The 15,028-nt window shown below is 70.8% G+C and carries 14 protein-coding genes and 3 pseudogenes; 13 read left to right on the top strand and 4 right to left on the bottom strand.

Features of this window, described 5'->3' with window-relative positions; genetic code table 11:
• The 8 genes and pseudogenes from DIZ27_RS34980 to DIZ27_RS34945 form a co-directional block, all read left to right on the top strand.
• On the top strand, nucleotides 1-856 hold an 856-nt coding region (locus DIZ27_RS34980; protein WP_109382430.1), incomplete at its 5' end, for an ISAs1 family transposase.
• A 313-nt stretch (nucleotides 857-1,169) separates the two neighbouring features.
• Nucleotides 1,170-2,069: a LysR substrate-binding domain-containing protein gene (locus DIZ27_RS34975; protein WP_109382429.1), complete on the top strand. Its 900-nt coding sequence runs from the start codon at nucleotides 1,170-1,172 to the stop codon at nucleotides 2,067-2,069.
• Nucleotides 2,066-3,169, top strand: a complete 1,104-nt coding sequence (locus DIZ27_RS34970; RefSeq protein ID WP_109382428.1) for a mandelate racemase/muconate lactonizing enzyme family protein — start codon at nucleotides 2,066-2,068, stop codon at nucleotides 3,167-3,169. The genes DIZ27_RS34975 and DIZ27_RS34970 overlap by 4 nt, the downstream gene beginning before the upstream one ends.
• Before the next feature lie 55 nt (nucleotides 3,170-3,224).
• Nucleotides 3,225-4,112: a catechol 1,2-dioxygenase gene (gene catA, locus DIZ27_RS34965; RefSeq protein ID WP_109382427.1), complete on the top strand. Its 888-nt coding sequence runs from the start codon at nucleotides 3,225-3,227 to the stop codon at nucleotides 4,110-4,112.
• Between the two features lie 6 nt (nucleotides 4,113-4,118).
• Nucleotides 4,119-4,415: a muconolactone Delta-isomerase gene (gene catC / locus DIZ27_RS34960; RefSeq protein WP_258308682.1), complete on the top strand. Its 297-nt coding sequence runs from the start codon at nucleotides 4,119-4,121 to the stop codon at nucleotides 4,413-4,415.
• Nucleotides 4,412-4,798, top strand: a pseudogene (locus DIZ27_RS34955) (CoA transferase subunit A); the annotation flags it as partial. The gene catC and the pseudogene DIZ27_RS34955, both read left to right, overlap by 4 nt.
• A gap of 41 nt (nucleotides 4,799-4,839) precedes the next feature.
• Entirely contained in the window at nucleotides 4,840-5,637 is a 798-nt protein-coding gene (locus tag DIZ27_RS34950) for an alpha/beta fold hydrolase (protein ID WP_258308681.1), read from the top strand.
• Nucleotides 5,634-5,837, top strand: a complete 204-nt coding sequence (locus DIZ27_RS34945) for a hypothetical protein (RefSeq protein WP_109382426.1) — start codon at nucleotides 5,634-5,636, stop codon at nucleotides 5,835-5,837. The genes DIZ27_RS34950 and DIZ27_RS34945 overlap by 4 nt, the downstream gene beginning before the upstream one ends.
• Nucleotides 5,838-5,884: 47 nt before the next feature.
• On the opposite strand, the gene DIZ27_RS34940 is transcribed toward DIZ27_RS34945, so the two are convergent.
• Entirely contained in the window at nucleotides 5,885-6,895 is a 1,011-nt protein-coding gene (locus tag DIZ27_RS34940) for an Lrp/AsnC family transcriptional regulator (protein WP_109382425.1), read from the bottom strand.
• 159 nt (nucleotides 6,896-7,054) lie between these two features.
• Here DIZ27_RS34940 and DIZ27_RS34935 point away from each other — a divergent pair, with 159 nt between their 5' ends.
• The 3 genes and pseudogenes from DIZ27_RS34935 to DIZ27_RS34925 all read left to right on the top strand — a co-directional run.
• Nucleotides 7,055-8,269, top strand: coding sequence for a M20 family metallopeptidase (locus DIZ27_RS34935; RefSeq protein ID WP_109382435.1), 1,215 nt, complete (start codon nucleotides 7,055-7,057; stop codon nucleotides 8,267-8,269).
• 25 nt (nucleotides 8,270-8,294) lie between these two features.
• Nucleotides 8,295-9,599, top strand: a complete 1,305-nt coding sequence (locus tag DIZ27_RS34930) for an MFS transporter (protein ID WP_109382424.1) — start codon at nucleotides 8,295-8,297, stop codon at nucleotides 9,597-9,599.
• Between the two features lie 92 nt (nucleotides 9,600-9,691).
• A pseudogene (locus DIZ27_RS34925) lies at nucleotides 9,692-9,874 on the top strand (transposase); the annotation flags it as partial.
• Between the two features lie 794 nt (nucleotides 9,875-10,668).
• On the opposite strand, the pseudogene DIZ27_RS47750 reads toward DIZ27_RS34925, so the two are convergent.
• Nucleotides 10,669-10,887, bottom strand: a pseudogene (locus tag DIZ27_RS47750) (extradiol ring-cleavage dioxygenase); the annotation flags it as partial.
• Nucleotides 10,888-11,174: 287 nt separating this feature from the next.
• Nucleotides 11,175-12,809 (bottom strand): bifunctional 3-(3-hydroxy-phenyl)propionate/3-hydroxycinnamic acid hydroxylase, encoded by a 1,635-nt coding sequence (locus DIZ27_RS34905; protein WP_109382423.1) that lies wholly within the window; start codon nucleotides 12,807-12,809, stop codon nucleotides 11,175-11,177.
• Between the two features lie 233 nt (nucleotides 12,810-13,042).
• On the opposite strand from DIZ27_RS34905, the gene DIZ27_RS34895 reads away from it, so the two are divergent.
• Entirely contained in the window at nucleotides 13,043-13,225 is a 183-nt protein-coding gene (locus tag DIZ27_RS34895; RefSeq protein ID WP_109382422.1) for a hypothetical protein, read from the top strand.
• Here DIZ27_RS34895 and DIZ27_RS34890 read toward each other — a convergent pair.
• Nucleotides 13,222-13,572, bottom strand: coding sequence for a trypco2 family protein (locus tag DIZ27_RS34890; protein ID WP_109382421.1), 351 nt, complete (start codon nucleotides 13,570-13,572; stop codon nucleotides 13,222-13,224). The two genes, DIZ27_RS34895 and DIZ27_RS34890, sit on opposite strands and share 4 nt — an antisense overlap.
• A 91-nt stretch (nucleotides 13,573-13,663) precedes the next feature.
• Here DIZ27_RS34890 and DIZ27_RS34885 point away from each other — a divergent pair, with 91 nt between their 5' ends.
• On the top strand, nucleotides 13,664-14,986 hold the full coding sequence (locus DIZ27_RS34885) for a serine protease (protein WP_109382420.1): 1,323 nt from the start codon (nucleotides 13,664-13,666) through the stop codon (nucleotides 14,984-14,986).
• Nucleotides 14,987-15,028 lie beyond the last annotated feature (42 nt).

The following is a 15,028-nucleotide window of genomic DNA, read 5'->3' as shown; positions in this document are numbered from 1 at the left end:
CGACGGCGACGCCTTCGACGCCGCGGTGAACACGTTTCTGCAGGCCAGAGCCGCTGATCTGGAAGCAGGGAAAGCGCGGTGGCGGGCGGTCGCCGTGGACGGGAAACAGCTGCGCGGATCAAGAGCGGCCGGCGGGAAAGCGGTATGGCTGCTGGYCGCGATGGACCACGCCGGAACGGTCCTCGCACAGCGACAGATCGACACGAAAAGCAACGAGACACCCGCGTTCATCCCTCTTCTGGACGGCCTGGCCCTGGAGAACGCCGTCGTCACCGCGGACGCGGCCCACACCCAGCACGCGAACGGCCTCTGGCTGCGCGAGCAAGGCGCCCACTACATCGCTGTCGTGAAGGGCAACCATCCCGGCCTGCTCAAGCAGTTGAGGAAACTGCCGTGGTCCGACATCGCCCTGGACCACAAGGACCGCACCAGGGGCCGGGGCCGGCTCGAGGTCCGTCACCTGAAGACAGCCGCGTTCCGGCACCTTGACTATCCCGGCGCCCGTCAGGCCCTGCGCGTCATGCGCTGGCGCAAGGACCTGACCAGCAACAAGATCACGATCGAGCGGCTGTACTTCGTCACCAGCCTCCCACCCGGCGCGGTGTCCGGAGCCCGGATCGCGGCCTGGATCCGCGGCCACTGGAAGATCGAGAACCAGCTCCACCATGTCCGTGACACCACGTTCGCCGAGGACGCCTCCACCATCCGCGCCGGCCGGCTGCCCCGCGTGATGGCCAGCCTTCGCAACCTCGCCATCAGCGTCTGCCGGCAGGACGGCGAGACCAACATTGCCGCCGCCACCCGCCACCATGCCCGCCACCCAGGCCGCCCTCTGGCCACACTCGGATGGACATGATCAACCAGGACTCACGTGCTCAACCGGACAGAACCGCAACACGCAAAGTCCCTGACGGCTGAAGTCGGCCATGTTCCCGTCCCTTTCACCTCGAACGAGCCGACCGATCTGGTCGGCGGCTTCGTTTCCATTGCTTTGCAGCACCATGACAGCGCGGTGAAGAGTCGGCCCCAGACATTCCCCCAGGGTTGACCCAGGGGGGTATTGATACCGGCACCGTCTCAATACCCTCGAACCAGATATTTGTGGGCTATGGGATCCGCTCTCTACGCTGAAGCGCATTCGAGGGCCCCGAAAGGAAAGGGGCAGCCCGATGGAACTCAGGCACCTTCGGTATTTCGCGGCCGTCGCCGACACACGTCACTTCGGAAAGGCCGCGGAACGCCTGCACATGGCTCAGCCCCCGCTCTCCCAGGCCATCCGCCGCCTGGAGACGGAACTGGGCGTGGACCTGTTCACCCGCACGACCCGGCAGGTCGCCCTGACCGCCGCCGGCGAAGTGTTCCGCACCGATGTGGAGCGCATCCTCAAGGCCGTCGACGAGGCGGTGGTGAGGGTCGGGCGCTTCGCCTCGGGGCTGGAAGGGGTGCTGCGGGTCGGCCTGACGGGCTCCGCCTCGTACCGGCAACTGCCCGCACTCGCCCGGCTGCTCAAGCGCGAGATGCCGCACGTGATGATGGAGGTGCACACCGAGATGCTCACGCCCGCCCAGGAGCTCGGGCTGATCGAGCGGCACCTCGACGTCGGCGTCCTGCGCCCGCCGATCCGTCAGGAGGGCATCACCCACCGCCCGCTGGCCGACGAACGGCTGGTCGTCGCCGTGCCCGAGGAGCACTGGCTCGCCGAGGCCGACACGGTCCGCGTCGAGCAGCTGCGCCACGAGGACTTCATCATGTACGGCGCCACGCTCGGCTCCGTCGTCAACGACGCCGTCGTCCGCAGCTGCCTCGCCTCCGGCTTCTACCCGCACCGCGCCTACGAGGTCACCGAGACCTCGGCCGCCCTGGCACTGGTCGCCGCCGGGCTCGGCGTCGCCGTCCTGCCCGACTCGATCCGCTCCGCGCCCCGCGAGGGCGTGGTGGGCAAGGACATCGAGGACGCGCTGTCCGTCCCGTTGGTCCTGGCCTGGCGCGCGGAGGACGACTCGCCGTTGGTGCGGAATCTCCTCGAGGTGCTGGAGCGCCATGACGTATTTATCGAAGGAGTGGCATGAAAATCGCACGGATGGAGGCAATTCCCTTTGCCATTCCTTATGCGAAACCGCTGAGATTCGCCAGCGGTGAGGTGCACACCGCCGACCACGTCCTGGTCCGGGTGCACACCGACGAAGGACTGGTGGGCACCGCGGAGGCGCCGCCCCGCCCGTACACCTACGGCGAGACCCAGGAGTCGATCGTCGCGGTGATCGACAAGATCCTCGCGCCGCAGATCCTGGGACTGACGGCGCTGGAGCGGGAGGCCGTGCACGCCCGGCTGGACCGCACCGTGGGGAATCCCACCGCCAAGGCGGCGATCGACATGGCCCTGTGGGACATCCTCGGCCAGGCCGCCGGGATGCCGGTGTCCGGACTGCTCGGCGGCTACACCGACCGCATGCAGGTGAGTCACATGGTCGGCTTCGCCCCCGCCGACGAGATGGTGGCGGAGGCCGAGCGGATCCGCGACACCTACGGCATCACCACCTTCAAGGTGAAGGTCGGCCGGCAGCCCTACACCGAGGACGTCGCCGCCTGCCGCGCACTGCGCGAGGCCCTCGGCCCGGACGTCGAGCTGTACATCGACGGCAACCGCGGCTGGACGGCGGCCGAGTCCGCCCGCGCCCTGCGGGAGATGGCCGACCTCGGTCTGACCTTCGCCGAGGAACTCTGCCCCGCCGACGACGTGCTCGGCCGCCGCTGGCTGGTCGCGCAGAGCCCGGTCCCCTTCATCGCCGACGAGAGCGCCACCCGCACCGGCGAGGTGACGCGCGAACTCCTCGGCGGCTCCGCCACCGCCATCAGCATCAAGACCGCCCGCACCGGGTTCACCGCCTCCCAGCGAGTGCTGCACGAGTGCGAGGGGCTGGGCGTCGAAGTAGTGATGGGCAATCAGATCGACGGCCAGATCGGCACCTTGTGCTCGGTCGCCTTCGGCGCCGCCCACCGCTCCACCGCACGGCACGCCGGCGAGCTGTCCAACTTCCTCGACATGACCGACGACCTCCTCATCGAGCCGCTGACCATCGAGAACGGCCACCTGCGCATCCGCGAGGGCGCCGGACTCGGCATCGACATCGACCCCGACAAGCTGGCCCGCTACCGCCAGGACCGCTGACCCCTTCCGATCCCTTCCGACGCCTTCTGAGGCCTTCCAGAAAGACGGGACGATCATGACCGACATCATCACCGAGCAGGCCACCGCCGCCGCGTCCGGAGCCGCCGCCACCGAGCAGTTCCGCGCCAAGCAGCGCACGGAGGCCGCGGACGTCGACACCAAGCGCGTCGACACCCTGGTCACCGAACTCCTCACCGCCGCCCATGACATCGTCCGCCGTCACAAGGTCACCTACGCCGAGTACGACGCGCTGAAGTCCTGGCTGATCCAGGTCGGCGAGGACGGCGAGTGGCCGCTCTTCCTCGACGTGTGGCTGGAGCACGTCGTCGAGGAGGTCGCAGGCGAGAACCGGCAGGGCAGCAAGGGCACCATCGAAGGCCCGTACTACATCCCCGACTCGCCCCGACTGCCCGCCGAGGCGACCCTGCCCATGCGCGAGGACGAGGCGGGCACCCCGTTGCTCTTCCAGGGACAGGTGACCGGCGTGGACGGCACGCCGCTGTCCGGCGCCACCGTGGAGATCTGGCACGCCGACGCCGACGGCTACTACTCGCAGTTCGCCCCCAACCTGCCCGAGTGGAACCTGCGCGGCACCGTCATCGCTGACGAGCAGGGCCATTTCAAGATCCACACCGTGGAGCCGGCTCCGTACCAGATCCCGACGGACGGCTCCTGCGGCAGGCTCATCGCCGCCGCGGGCTGGCACGCGTGGCGTCCCGCCCACCTCCACCTGAAGGTGTCGGCACCGGGTCACCAGCTCATCACCACCCAGCTGTACTTCAAGGGCGGCAGCCACGTCTCCGACGACATCGCCTCCGCCGTCAAGCCCGAGCTCATCCTGGACCCGGCCCCGGTTGGGGGTACCTCCCAGGCCCTTAAGGCACTGGGGGAGGACGGCTCCGGCCGGGAGGTCACCTATGACTTCGTGCTCGACAAGGCGTGATGCACGGTGCTGTTCGCGGTACGAATGGACGTCGACATCCCGCGCGACCTCGACCCCGAGGTCCGCGGGGACCTGGTGGCACGTGAGAAGGCGTACTGCCAGGAGCTGCAGAAGTCAGGTGAGTGGATGCACATCTGGCGGTGCGTCGGGCAGTACGCCAACCTCAGCGTCTTCGACGTCGCCGACAACGAGGCGCTGCACCGCATCCTGTGGAACCTGCCCCTCTTTCCCTACATGAAGATCGAGGTCACCCCGCTGGCGCAGCACCCGTCCGACCTGGCAGCCGGTGAGGTCGGGGCGTGAGGAGCAAGGTAGTGGCCACCGCCCTGGAGGCGGTGGCCGACGTGCCGGAGGGCGCGTCGCCGGCAGTGGGCGGTTTCGGGCTCAGCGGTGTGCCGAACGTGCTGATCCGGGCGCTGTACGAGCGCGGGGTGGGCAGGCTGTCGGTGGTCTCCGACAACTGCGGTGCGAGGGAGTCCGGCCTGGCGGTGCTGCTCGCGGCCGGACGGATCGCGCGGGTGACCGGCTCCTACACCGGCGCGAACAGGGAGTTCCCCCGGCAGTACCTGGCCGGCGAGCTGGAGGTGGAGCTGATCCCCCAGGGCACGCTGACCGAGCGGCTGCGCGCCGGCGGCGCCGGCATCCCCGCCTTCTGTACCCCGACCGGCGTGAGCCAAGGCCTCGCCCTCCTCCTCGAACGCTGAGGGATACACCCACAGGAGCCGCCGTGTCCGCCCCTTCCCTATTGCATCACCACGTAGTCGGCCCGGCCGACGCACCACCACTGGTCCTCGGCCCGTCCCTCGGCACCTCCAAGGCGGTCTGGGAACCTCAGTTGTCCTCCTTGAGCCGCCGTTTCCGGGTGCTGCGCTTCGACCTGCCCGGACACGGCGGCTCCAGGGCCGATCTGCTGCGCGATGCCCAGCCCGGCCGTACAACGGTCGAGGACCTCGTGTCGCTCGTTCTCGATCTCGCCGACCACCACGGCTGGGACCGCTTCCACTACGCGGGCATCTCGCTGGGCGGAGCCGTCGGGGCCCACCTCGCGGCCCACCGCCCCGAGCGTGTGGCGTCCCTGGCCCTGATCTGCTCCTCCGCGCACTTCGGGCCGGCAGAACCCTGGTACGAGCGTGCCGACCTGGTACGGCTCAAGGGCACCGCTCCCCTGCGGGAGACCAGCCCGGGGCGCTGGTTCGCCGACGCGTCCTTCGCCGACTCTCCCTTCGGCCGCAGGCTGCTCGGCGCTCTCGCCGAGGCCGACCCGGTCGGCTACGCCGCCTGCTGCGACGCCCTCGCCGCGTACGATCTGCGATCCGACCTGGCCGGGATCACCGCCCCCACACTCGTCGTCGGGGGCGCCCACGACGCGGCCACCCCGGTGGAGCACGCCCAGGAACTGGCCGAGGGTATCCCGAACGCCGTACTGAAGGTCATCGCCTGCGGTCATCTCGCCGTGGAACAGCCGCGGCCCCTGCAGACCGCGCTCACCACCCATCTGCCCGAGGTCCGCCACGCACTCCGGTGACCCGCCGTCCGGAGGGCGTCCTCGGCAACGCCTGCCTCGTCGGCAACGGCTCTCCCTTGCCCGTCCCGCTCATCGCGCGGGTCGCATGCGACGTCGGGGAACGGCTGCTGCGAGCAGCACGCCGCGCCGAGCAGTGGCTGCCGGCGACCTTCCAGGTGGCGGCGGCCGACCGGCCCGCACGACGTGACCTCAGCCGGTAATTGCGTCTACGCCTGCTACCACGGCGTACCCGCCCACCGACACATCGCTACGGTTTCAGAGCACTTGGCGCCACGACCTCACCCGTGCTGCGCCCGTCCGCGTCCAGCAGCCAGCCCATCCGCTTGGCCATGCGCAGCGTCACCGCGCTCTCGACGAGGTTGAGCCAGGGCATCCGGTCGCCCAGCAGCCGCTCGATGCGCAGCACCTCGGTCAGGGAGCGTGTCCACACCGTGAACATCATGTTGGTGTCCCCGGTCGTGGAGACGCACACCCGCAGCTCCGGCAGCGTCCGCAGTGCCGCCACCGTGCGCTCGTGCTCGAGGGCTGGCACGCGTGCCAGCCAGGTGCATGCGATCGGCCAGTGCGACTGGACCTGTGCCACCTCGCAGCGGAAGGCCAGCACCTGTGAGGCGAGCAGCCGTGCCAACTGCCTGCGCACGGTCGCCGGATTGCGTCCCGTGATGCGGGCCAGATCGGCCGCGGTGCGCCGTCCGTCCACCGCGAGCGCCTCGATGAGCGGCCAGGCTCCGGACGGGGGCTCCACGCGCTGCTCGGGGCGGTCGCGGCGGGCCGCCGACTCCAGCGCGGCGACCTGCTTGCGATCGAGCGCGCCCAGCCGCCAGTCGCTGCCTTGCCGATGGACGTCCTTGCCCAGGTAGGTGCGGTAGCCCTGTACGCCGCGCACCTTCGGCAGGTCGTCCAGCACGAACGCCGTCAGTGCCGGCAGGTCCGGCGTCATGACGGTCAGCAGCAGATCGCGGCCGCGGGCGGATTCCTCGACGGTGACGGCGCGTGCGTCCCGGCACAGGGCTCGTACGACGTCTGCGCGCGCGCCCGGGGCGCAGTCCACCTCGACGAACGAGGTCACCACGTCCCGGGTTCCGGCCGGATGCGCGGTCACCCAGGCCAGCCCCTCCTCCCGCAGCCGCCGCCAGCGCGCGGCGAGCGTGGCCGGCTTCGAGCCGAGCACGCGCGCGGCCTCCGCCCAGCTGACGCGTGGCGCGACCTGCAGGGCGTTGATGAGCGCCAGGTCCTCCTCGACGAGGGTGTCCGTCACAGAAACCACCTTCTGAGCCGTTCTGGTGCACGAATCGGCCGATGCACGGCGTGCAGGCAATCACAATCCCCACACTGTCAACCACCTGTCAGCGGTATGACCTGAACCACACCCGGAGGTGCCGTCGAGGTGACCGTGGTACTCGAAGATGCTCAGGCGATGGCCGGCGAACTCACCGAGCTGCGGCACGCCCTGCACGCCGATCCCGAGATCGGCCTGGAGCTGCCCCGCACCCAGGAGAAGGTGCTCGCCGCGCTGGACGGCCTGCCGCTGGAGATCAGCACCGGCAAGCGCACGACCTCGGTCACCGCGGTCCTGCGGGGCACCGCCGCGGCCCCCGACGGTCCCGGTGAGCCGCCCGTGGTGCTGCTGCGCGGCGACATGGACGCGCTGCCCGTGCAGGAGGCCGCCGACGTGCCGTACGCGTCGCGGACCGCGGGTGCCATGCACGCCTGCGGTCATGATCTGCACACCGCGATGCTCGTCGGCGCCGCCCGGCTGCTGTCCCGGCACCGCGACAGGCTCCGCGGCGACGTCGTGCTGATGTTCCAGCCGGGCGAGGAGGGCTGGGACGGAGCCGGCGTCATGCTGGACGAGGGGGTCCTCGAGGCGGCCGGCCGGCCCGTCGACGCCGCGTATGCCCTGCACGTCTTCTCCGGTCTGGTGCCGCGGGGGCGGTTCGTCTCCCGGCCCGGCACGATCATGTCGGCCTCGGACGCCCTCCACGTCACGGTGCGCGGCGCCGGCGGCCACGGCTCGACACCGCACCTGGCCGCCGACCCGGTGCCGGCCGTCAGCGCCATGGTGACGGGGCTGCAGACGATGGTGACCCGCGAATTCGACATCTTCGACCCGGTCGTGGTGACCGTCGGCTCCCTGCACGCGGGCACTCGGCGCAACGTCATCCCCGAGACGGCCGCGTTCGAGGCGACCGTGCGCACCTTCTCGGCGGCCTCCCGCGAACGGGTCATGGAGGCCGCGCCGCGCGTGCTGCGCGGCATCGCCGCCGCCCACGGCGTGGAAGTGGACGTGGAGTACGCGGGGGAGTATCCCCTCACCACCACCGACGCCGACGAGACCGCGCATGTCGCCCGCACCGTCGGCGAGGTCTTCGGCGAGGACCGCTACCGCACCCTGGAGCATCCGCTCGGCGGCTCCGAGGACTTCTCCCGCATCCTCGGCGCGGTGCCCGGAGCCTTCGTCGGCCTCGGCGCCGTCCCCGTCGGCGCCGACCCGGCCCGCGCACCGTTCAACCACTCCCCGTACGCCCGGTACGACGACGCCGTACTCCCCGACGGCGCCGCCCTCTACGCCGAGCTGGCGCTGCGCCGGCTCGGGGAGTTCCCCCGCACGGCCCCGTCGCACCACCGCTGACCGCTCCGCCGAAAGGGAGCCGCACATGACCGACACCGTCACACCTCAGGCGCAAGAGGCGAAGACCCGCGCCGGCCGGCTGAAGACCCTCACCGGCACGGGCCTCGGCAACGCCCTCGAATGGTTCGACTGGAACATCTACGCGATCTTCGCGCCGTATCTCGCGGCGCAGTTCTTCAGCAGCTCCGACCAGCTGTCCGCCGTGCTGTCCACCCTCGCCGTCTTCGCCGTGGGCTTCGCCGCCCGCCCCGTCGGCGGCTTCGTCTTCGGCTGGATCGCCGACCGCAAGGGCCGCCGCTTCGCGATGAGCCTGTCCGTCGGCGGCGCGGCCGCGGGCAGCCTGCTCATCGGCCTCGCACCGACCTACGGCGCGGTGGGCGCCCTCGCGTCGCTGCTGCTGCTTCTCGCCCGGCTCGTGCAGGGTCTGGCACACGGCGGTGAACTGCCCTCGGCGCAGACCTACATCGCCGAGGCCGCCCCGGACCGCCACCGCGGGCTGTGGGCCAGCCTGATCTACGTCTCCGGCACCGTGGGCATCATGGCCGGCACCGCGCTCGGCGCCGTCATGGCAACCGTGCTCAGCTCCAGCCAGATGGGGGCGTGGGGCTGGCGCGTGCCGTTCGTGCTCGGCGGACTCTTCGGCCTGTACGCCCTGGCCATGCGACGTCGGATGCCCGAGACCGAGGCCTTCGAGGAGGAGTCCGGTAAGGACGGCGGCGACCGGGACCGGCCGTCGATGTGGCGGACGCTCGCCGAGCACCGCAAGCAGGCCCTACAGGTCGTCGGCATGACCGTCGGGCTCACCGTCGCCTACTACGCCTGGGCGGTCTCCGCACCGCAGTACGCCATCAGCTCCCACGGCCTCGACCCGGCGGGTGCCCTGTGGGCCGGGCTCGCCGCCAACGTCGTCTTCCTGGTGGCCCTGCCGCTGTGGGGCGCGCTGTCCGACCGCATCGGCCGCAAGCCCGTACTGCTCGTCTGCAGCCTCGGCACGGTCGCGGTCATCTTCCCGCTGAACTCCCTCATCGGGCGCGAGCCCTGGCAGCTCGGCCTCGCCATGGCCATCGCGATGATCTTCATCGCGGCCGGCGCCGCGATCGTCCCGGCCGTGTACGCCGAGCTCTTCCCGACCCGGATCCGCACGATCGGCGTCGCCGTTCCGTACGCGTTGTGCGTCGCCGCGTTCGGGGGCACGGCCCCGTATCTGCAGACCTGGATGGGGGCCGAGCTCGGCGGCGCGTACTTCACCGGCTATACGGCCGTACTGCTGCTGATCTCGTCCGCGGCCATCGTCACCCTCCCGGAGACCCGGAACCGCAGCATGCGCTGACGGCGGGTCGGATCACGGACGGCGACGCGATCCTGCCTGCACAGCGATGCCGACCACTCTCTCCCTCGACGTCACCCAGTTTTCGAAACCCCCGGGTCAGCGCGATGGCCCGGCACCTGGACGAGCAGGTCGCGGCCTTCCGCAACCGGCTCCTGGACGCCGGGCCGGATGCGTTCGTCCGGGTGGACGCACTCACCCAGAAGGTCCGCGAAGGCGGCCGGATCATCAACGTCCACGCCCTGATCGCGGTCGGCGTCAACGCCGACGGCCACCGCGGTCCTGGCCGAACTTCACGACGAGTGGATCGCCTTCCCAGCCGCCACCTGTCCGAGGGAAGCATGGACAGCCTCTGCACCGGCGTACCGCCCACCACCCCGAACGAGCCCGACACCTGATCAGCTGCACCACGACAGGGGGCATGACCCCTCGGTGGCTCAAGGCATACGCCAAGCACCATTCACCCGGTTCCCACACGCTACACAGAGCCGAAAGAGTGACCGCAGGCGGTGGGAGTCTCCTGGGACTTCTCTGGGACTTCCAGCTGTATCAACGGGCACGAATGTGAAACAGCCGAAAGGCCATTCCTGCGGGTCAGCAGACCGCAACCGGCCATCGCCGCAGGTCACGGCGCCACCTAGTCCCTTCCGGGACATCTGAAAGCCTTCAGCAACAACGCCGCCGGATTCCCTCCTGGCTCGCATTTATGCGAGCCAGGAGGGGAATCCGGCGGCGCCTGTGGGACTTCTCCGGGACTTCGGGAGGGGGCCGAGAGGCCATCGGCCTCCGGGGGCCGGGCGGCGGATTGCCCGGCACTTCACGTACAACCGTTGCACCGCGTAGGCGGCCTCGACGTCGCGCTCGGGCAGGAGTGAACGCACCGGCGGACAGGGCACTCCCGTGCGGGCGGCCTCGTCCAGGACGGCGGTCGCCTTCGTCACGGCGTCGAAGGACTCGGGGGCGCTCCCCCGGGCCCACTCGGCGCGGTGGTGCGGCAGTGCGGAGGAGACATGCGGGGTACCTCCGGGAGGGAGTGATGCGTGCGGTTCGTACGGCGGCATACGGTCCGTCGGTCGTCAGCGATGCCGGTACCGCTGAGTGCGGGCACCGTGTTCTCCGGGTGGGTCAGGGAGCGGGCGCCGGCACGGAACCGGGCGGGCTTGTCCACGATGGTCCGGCCGACGGGAAGATGGCCCCAGATGCTGCTGCCCTGGTGGGTGGTGGGTTCCCGGGTCGTCTCGTCGATGACGAGGGGGTTCCGGCCGACTTCCCACTCGAAACCCGAGGGGGTGATGCCGTCGGCCAGGTATCCGAAGGGGGTCGGTGCCGTCGACGCCCTTGGTGCTGCGTCCGTAGCCGGGCAGGTCGGGGACGACGACCCGGTCTCCCTTGGCCGGCTGCGCGATGTTGCGGGCGTAGTCGGAGACGTCTGAGGCTCCGGGGCCGCCGCCGTGCAGCAGCAGGACCGGCGGGCCGTCGCCGGTCTCCGCGGCGAAGATCTTCCTTCCGCCGATGTCGTACGTCGTCTCCTGCATCGTCGGCAGGCCGGTCGGTGTCGTCGTCATGATGCCGGTGTCCTCACCGGGCGGTGGACGCGGTCGGGCGGGAGGTCGTGGACGGCGTGAAGCCGCGGGGCGGCGGCGGGAGCGGGGCGCCCTCGGGAGCCGCCGCGTAGACGTAGGCGTCGGGGCGCAGGGCGAGCGTGGACGCGCCGTGCTCGGTCATCCAGGGCAGCAGGACGCCGTCGCTGTCGACGAGGGTGCCCTCGGCCGGCCGGGAGCCGACGGGTGTGGCGGTCAGGGAAGGGACGCCCGGAAGGTTCCAGGCGGGCTGGGGCGTGGCCGTGCGCGCGTGCAGGAGGAGCCATCGGCCGCCGAGCGCGTCGTCGAGGCGGACGCGGGTGCCGTCGGGGCCGGTGACCCACGGCTGGGGGACCTGGCGGCCGGTCGCCCTGGTGCGGGAAGGGGCCTGCAGGCCGGCGTGGTAGCGGGCGACGGGGATCCAGTTCGAGTCCTGCATCCAGTCACCAAAGCCCGGTATGCGATCCAGGGCGCGCAGAGCGCCGTTGCGGACGCACGCGACCGGCAGGCGGCGTTCGGTGATGATCCGGCCGACGAACACCGCCCGCTTCGTGACCTCCTTGACGTGCGGTTTACGCTCGGCCTCGTAGCTGTCGAGCACCGTCTCGGGCAGTTCGCCGCGCAGGACGGCGTCGAGTTTCCAGCAGAGGTTGGCCACATCGCGCACGCCGGCGGCCATGCCCTGTCCGATCCACGGCGGCATGGCGTGGGCAGCGTCGCCGGCGAGGAAGACCCGGTCCATGCGGAAGCGGGTGGCGAAGCGCACGTGGTGGCTGTAGACGGTGGCGCGCAGGACCTCGACGCTGTCGCGGGAGATGCCGTACCGGGCCACCAGCCGGTACACGGCCTCCTCGGTGGTCAGCTGTTCCTCGTCGTCGCCGGGCAGGATCGGGAACTCCCACCGGTGGTGGCCGAGCGGGGTCGGGCAGTCCACGGCCGGACGGGCCGGGTCGCAGTGGAAGCGCAGCTTGTCGTGGTCCGGCCAGGGCTTGAGCATCTTCGTGTCGATGACCACCCAGCGGTCCTCGTACGTCTTGCCCTCGTAGCCGATGTTCAGCTGGGCTCGGATGAGGCTGGAGCCGCCGTCGGCCGCGATCGCATAGGAAGCGCGCAGCCGGTGGACGGAGTCGTCGGCCGTGCCGACCACCGTCAGGTCCACCCCGTCGGCGTCCTGGCGCAGGCGCAGACACTCGTGACGCAGGAGGACCTTCACGTTCGGATAGCGGTCGACACCGCCGCGCAGGACCTGCTCCAGCGCCGGCTGGTAGATGAACATCTGCGGTGGATGGCCGTGGCCGCGCGGCGTGGGGTGCGCGCTGAGGAAGGGGCGGCCGTGCGCGTCGACGAAGTCGACGGGGCGCTCGGTCAGCATGTCCTGCTTGAGTCGTTCGGCCAGGCCCGCGCGCTGCCAGATCCGCATGACCTCCTCGTCGGTGGAGACGGCCCTGGCGCGCGAGAAGATCTCGGCGTCGCGGTCCACGACGACGGTCCTCAAGCCCATCGCGCCCAGCAGGTTCGCCGCTGTCACCCCCGTGGGCCCGTAGCCGATGACCGCCACGTCGTACGTGTCGCCCCCGGCTCGGATCTCTTCCACCAGGCCCACCTCGCTGTCACCGGGTCGCGACTCACGCATTGATGGAGCGTTCACTCCAGTTGGAATGAGCGCTACGGCAAGCATGGCACCGGATACGGTCAGGGGCCGGTGCGACGGGAGGGAAGACCCCATGACCAGGCCCCGGACGACGCGCAAGAAGCGCGCGAACGGCGTGGAGTCGCGGCAGCGCATCCTCGACGCCGCCCGCTTCGTCTTCAAGCTCGTCCGACCCGGCACCGACTGCAACAGGCCACCAGCCCGCCCCGGGCCCCATGACCAGTCACGCCCCCGAGGCCGGGAACGCCGTCGCGACGGGCCGCGCCGGTCACCAGGGCGGGCTGTTCGCCCTGTGCGTCTCTCCGGCTCCTGGCCGGCGCGTCCGTCCGGCGGAAGCGGTCGGCGCCTCCCCGGCCGGCAAGGAACTCAAGCTCCGGTTCTCCGGCGCGTCACCCTAGCCCCGCAAGAGGGAGCCGTCGTGCGGTCCTGGCCGGTGGGGGGCGGCGGCGTCCTCGCGGCTCACCTCATGGTGACGGCCGTCGGGGCGGGGAAGGGGCTTGAGGGCGACCTCGATGCGGTGCGTGGAGTCATGGCTCACCGAGCCGCCCAGACGTGCCTCGACCACGCCCAGGCGCAGACCCGCCCCGCCCTCACCGGCCCGGTGGAACTGCACCGAGAACTCCAGGCTGACCTGCTCCACGGTGAACCGCCAGTCGCTCTCCGCTCCTTCTGCCTGGGCCCGCGCCAGCTCCGCACGGACCGAGCCGATGGCCTCCGCAAGACCGATCGGTTCCATATCCCTCATGTCAACACACCCCCGTCTTCCGTTGGTTGACCGATCCACTCTGCTCACAAGTCTAGGGACGCACCATGCTTTGCACGTAGTGTGAGGCGGTATGGGGGAACTGCGTGCGGACTGGAGGCTCAGGCTGCGGCGCGAGGACGCGCACGGCCCCATCTGTGGTGCCGGCGTGCTCGTCGACCAGTACACGGCGCTGACCTGCGCACACGTCGTGCGCCATCCGGACGCCGTCATGTGGCTGGAGTTCGCCGAGAACAGCGGGCTCGAGCCGGTCTCCGCACGCGTCCTGCCCGGCGGCTGGCTGCCGGAGGGCGAGAGCGGCGAGGACGTCGCCGTGCTGCGCCTGGACAGCCCTCGCCCGCAGGCGCGTCGCGCCCTGCTGGAACCCAGGCTGTGGGGCGGAATGGAGGTGTACGCGACCGGTTACGCGGCGGGCTTCGACGACGGCATGAGCCTGTGGGGGCGCATCGGCGGTGCCAGCGGTGAGCGGGTGCAGCTCGACGCCGTCACCAAGACGGAGGTGGTGCGCGCCGGCTTCAGCGGCGCAGCCGTGTGCACCCGGCCTCAGGAAGGTCGTCCCACCCGGGTGGTCGGCCTCGTCGTCAGCTGGCGCGGCGACCTGGGCGAACTGCTGCCCGAAGACAACCGGATCTCCTTCTCGTACCTGATCCCCATTGAACGCATCGCCGAACTCTCGCCGGTCATTATGGAATTGAGCAGCCCGCACGCCTGGGACCACGGCTTCGAGGAGCGGTTGGCCCAGTGGTTCGACGACCCGGACGAGGACCCGGTGAAGATCACCGTGGTGCCTCCGGGCAGCGGAAAGGACCGCTCGCTGCGCCATCTGCTGCACCGCGCCCACGTCGTCCATCGCGGCGGCGCCAGCAGGCCGGACCTCATCGACCACGCCTTGGACCAGGTCACCTTCCCGGCCGGCGAGTACCTGACGTACTGGGACTGGCTGCGCGGCGCCAAGCCCCCACCCGCGCAGGCGGCCGACCGTGCCCCCGTCCGGCCGGTCACGGTCCTCGTCGACGGTCTCGACGAGGAGCCCCAGCCCGGTCCCCTGATCGAACTTCTGGCCCGGTTACGGGTGTTCGACTTCCGGCTGCTGCTCGTCTTCCGCCACGAGGGCGGCCCCGGCTGGACCGCGTCCCGCGACCGGCTCCTGCGGCCCGCGCTCCTCCGCCACGCGAACACACTGCTCGACCGTCTGCAGCGCGTGGAGTTCAGCCGGGCGATCCGCCGCGACATCGTCGACAGCGCCTCCCTCGGCTCCGTGACCGAGACGGCCGACCGGCACCGGGCCACACGCCGCCTGATCGACGAGGTGCGGGACCCGCAGCAGCAACTCACCCGGCTGCGCGCACTGCTCAGGACCCTGCGCGCCGACCTGAGCCGCCATGGAGACCGGTGATGCGGTGCTCCGCCCGACCCGGGCAAGGGAGGAGGACCACGC

It is taken from the genome of Streptomyces sp. NWU339, assembly GCF_003143855.1.
Lineage (GTDB): Bacteria > Actinomycetota > Actinomycetes > Streptomycetales > Streptomycetaceae > Streptomyces.
This window is presented reverse-complemented; position numbering and strand designations above follow the sequence as displayed.

Coding starts and splice junctions, on each gene's coding strand:
- DIZ27_RS34895 (WP_109382422.1), top strand. CDS start 13,043: ATGACCAGTCACGCCCCCGAGGCCGGGAACGCCGTCGCGACGGGCCGC.
- DIZ27_RS34935 (WP_109382435.1), top strand. CDS start 7,055: ATGGCCGGCGAACTCACCGAGCTGCGGCACGCCCTGCACGCCGATCCC.
- DIZ27_RS34885 (WP_109382420.1), top strand. CDS start 13,664: ATGGGGGAACTGCGTGCGGACTGGAGGCTCAGGCTGCGGCGCGAGGAC.
- DIZ27_RS34905 (WP_109382423.1), bottom strand. CDS start 12,809: ATGCGTGAGTCGCGACCCGGTGACAGCGAGGTGGGCCTGGTGGAAGAG.
- DIZ27_RS34890 (WP_109382421.1), bottom strand. CDS start 13,572: ATGAGGGATATGGAACCGATCGGTCTTGCGGAGGCCATCGGCTCGGTC.
- DIZ27_RS34970 (WP_109382428.1), top strand. CDS start 2,066: ATGAAAATCGCACGGATGGAGGCAATTCCCTTTGCCATTCCTTATGCG.
- catA (WP_109382427.1), top strand. CDS start 3,225: ATGACCGACATCATCACCGAGCAGGCCACCGCCGCCGCGTCCGGAGCC.
- DIZ27_RS34975 (WP_109382429.1), top strand. CDS start 1,170: ATGGAACTCAGGCACCTTCGGTATTTCGCGGCCGTCGCCGACACACGT.
- DIZ27_RS34930 (WP_109382424.1), top strand. CDS start 8,295: ATGACCGACACCGTCACACCTCAGGCGCAAGAGGCGAAGACCCGCGCC.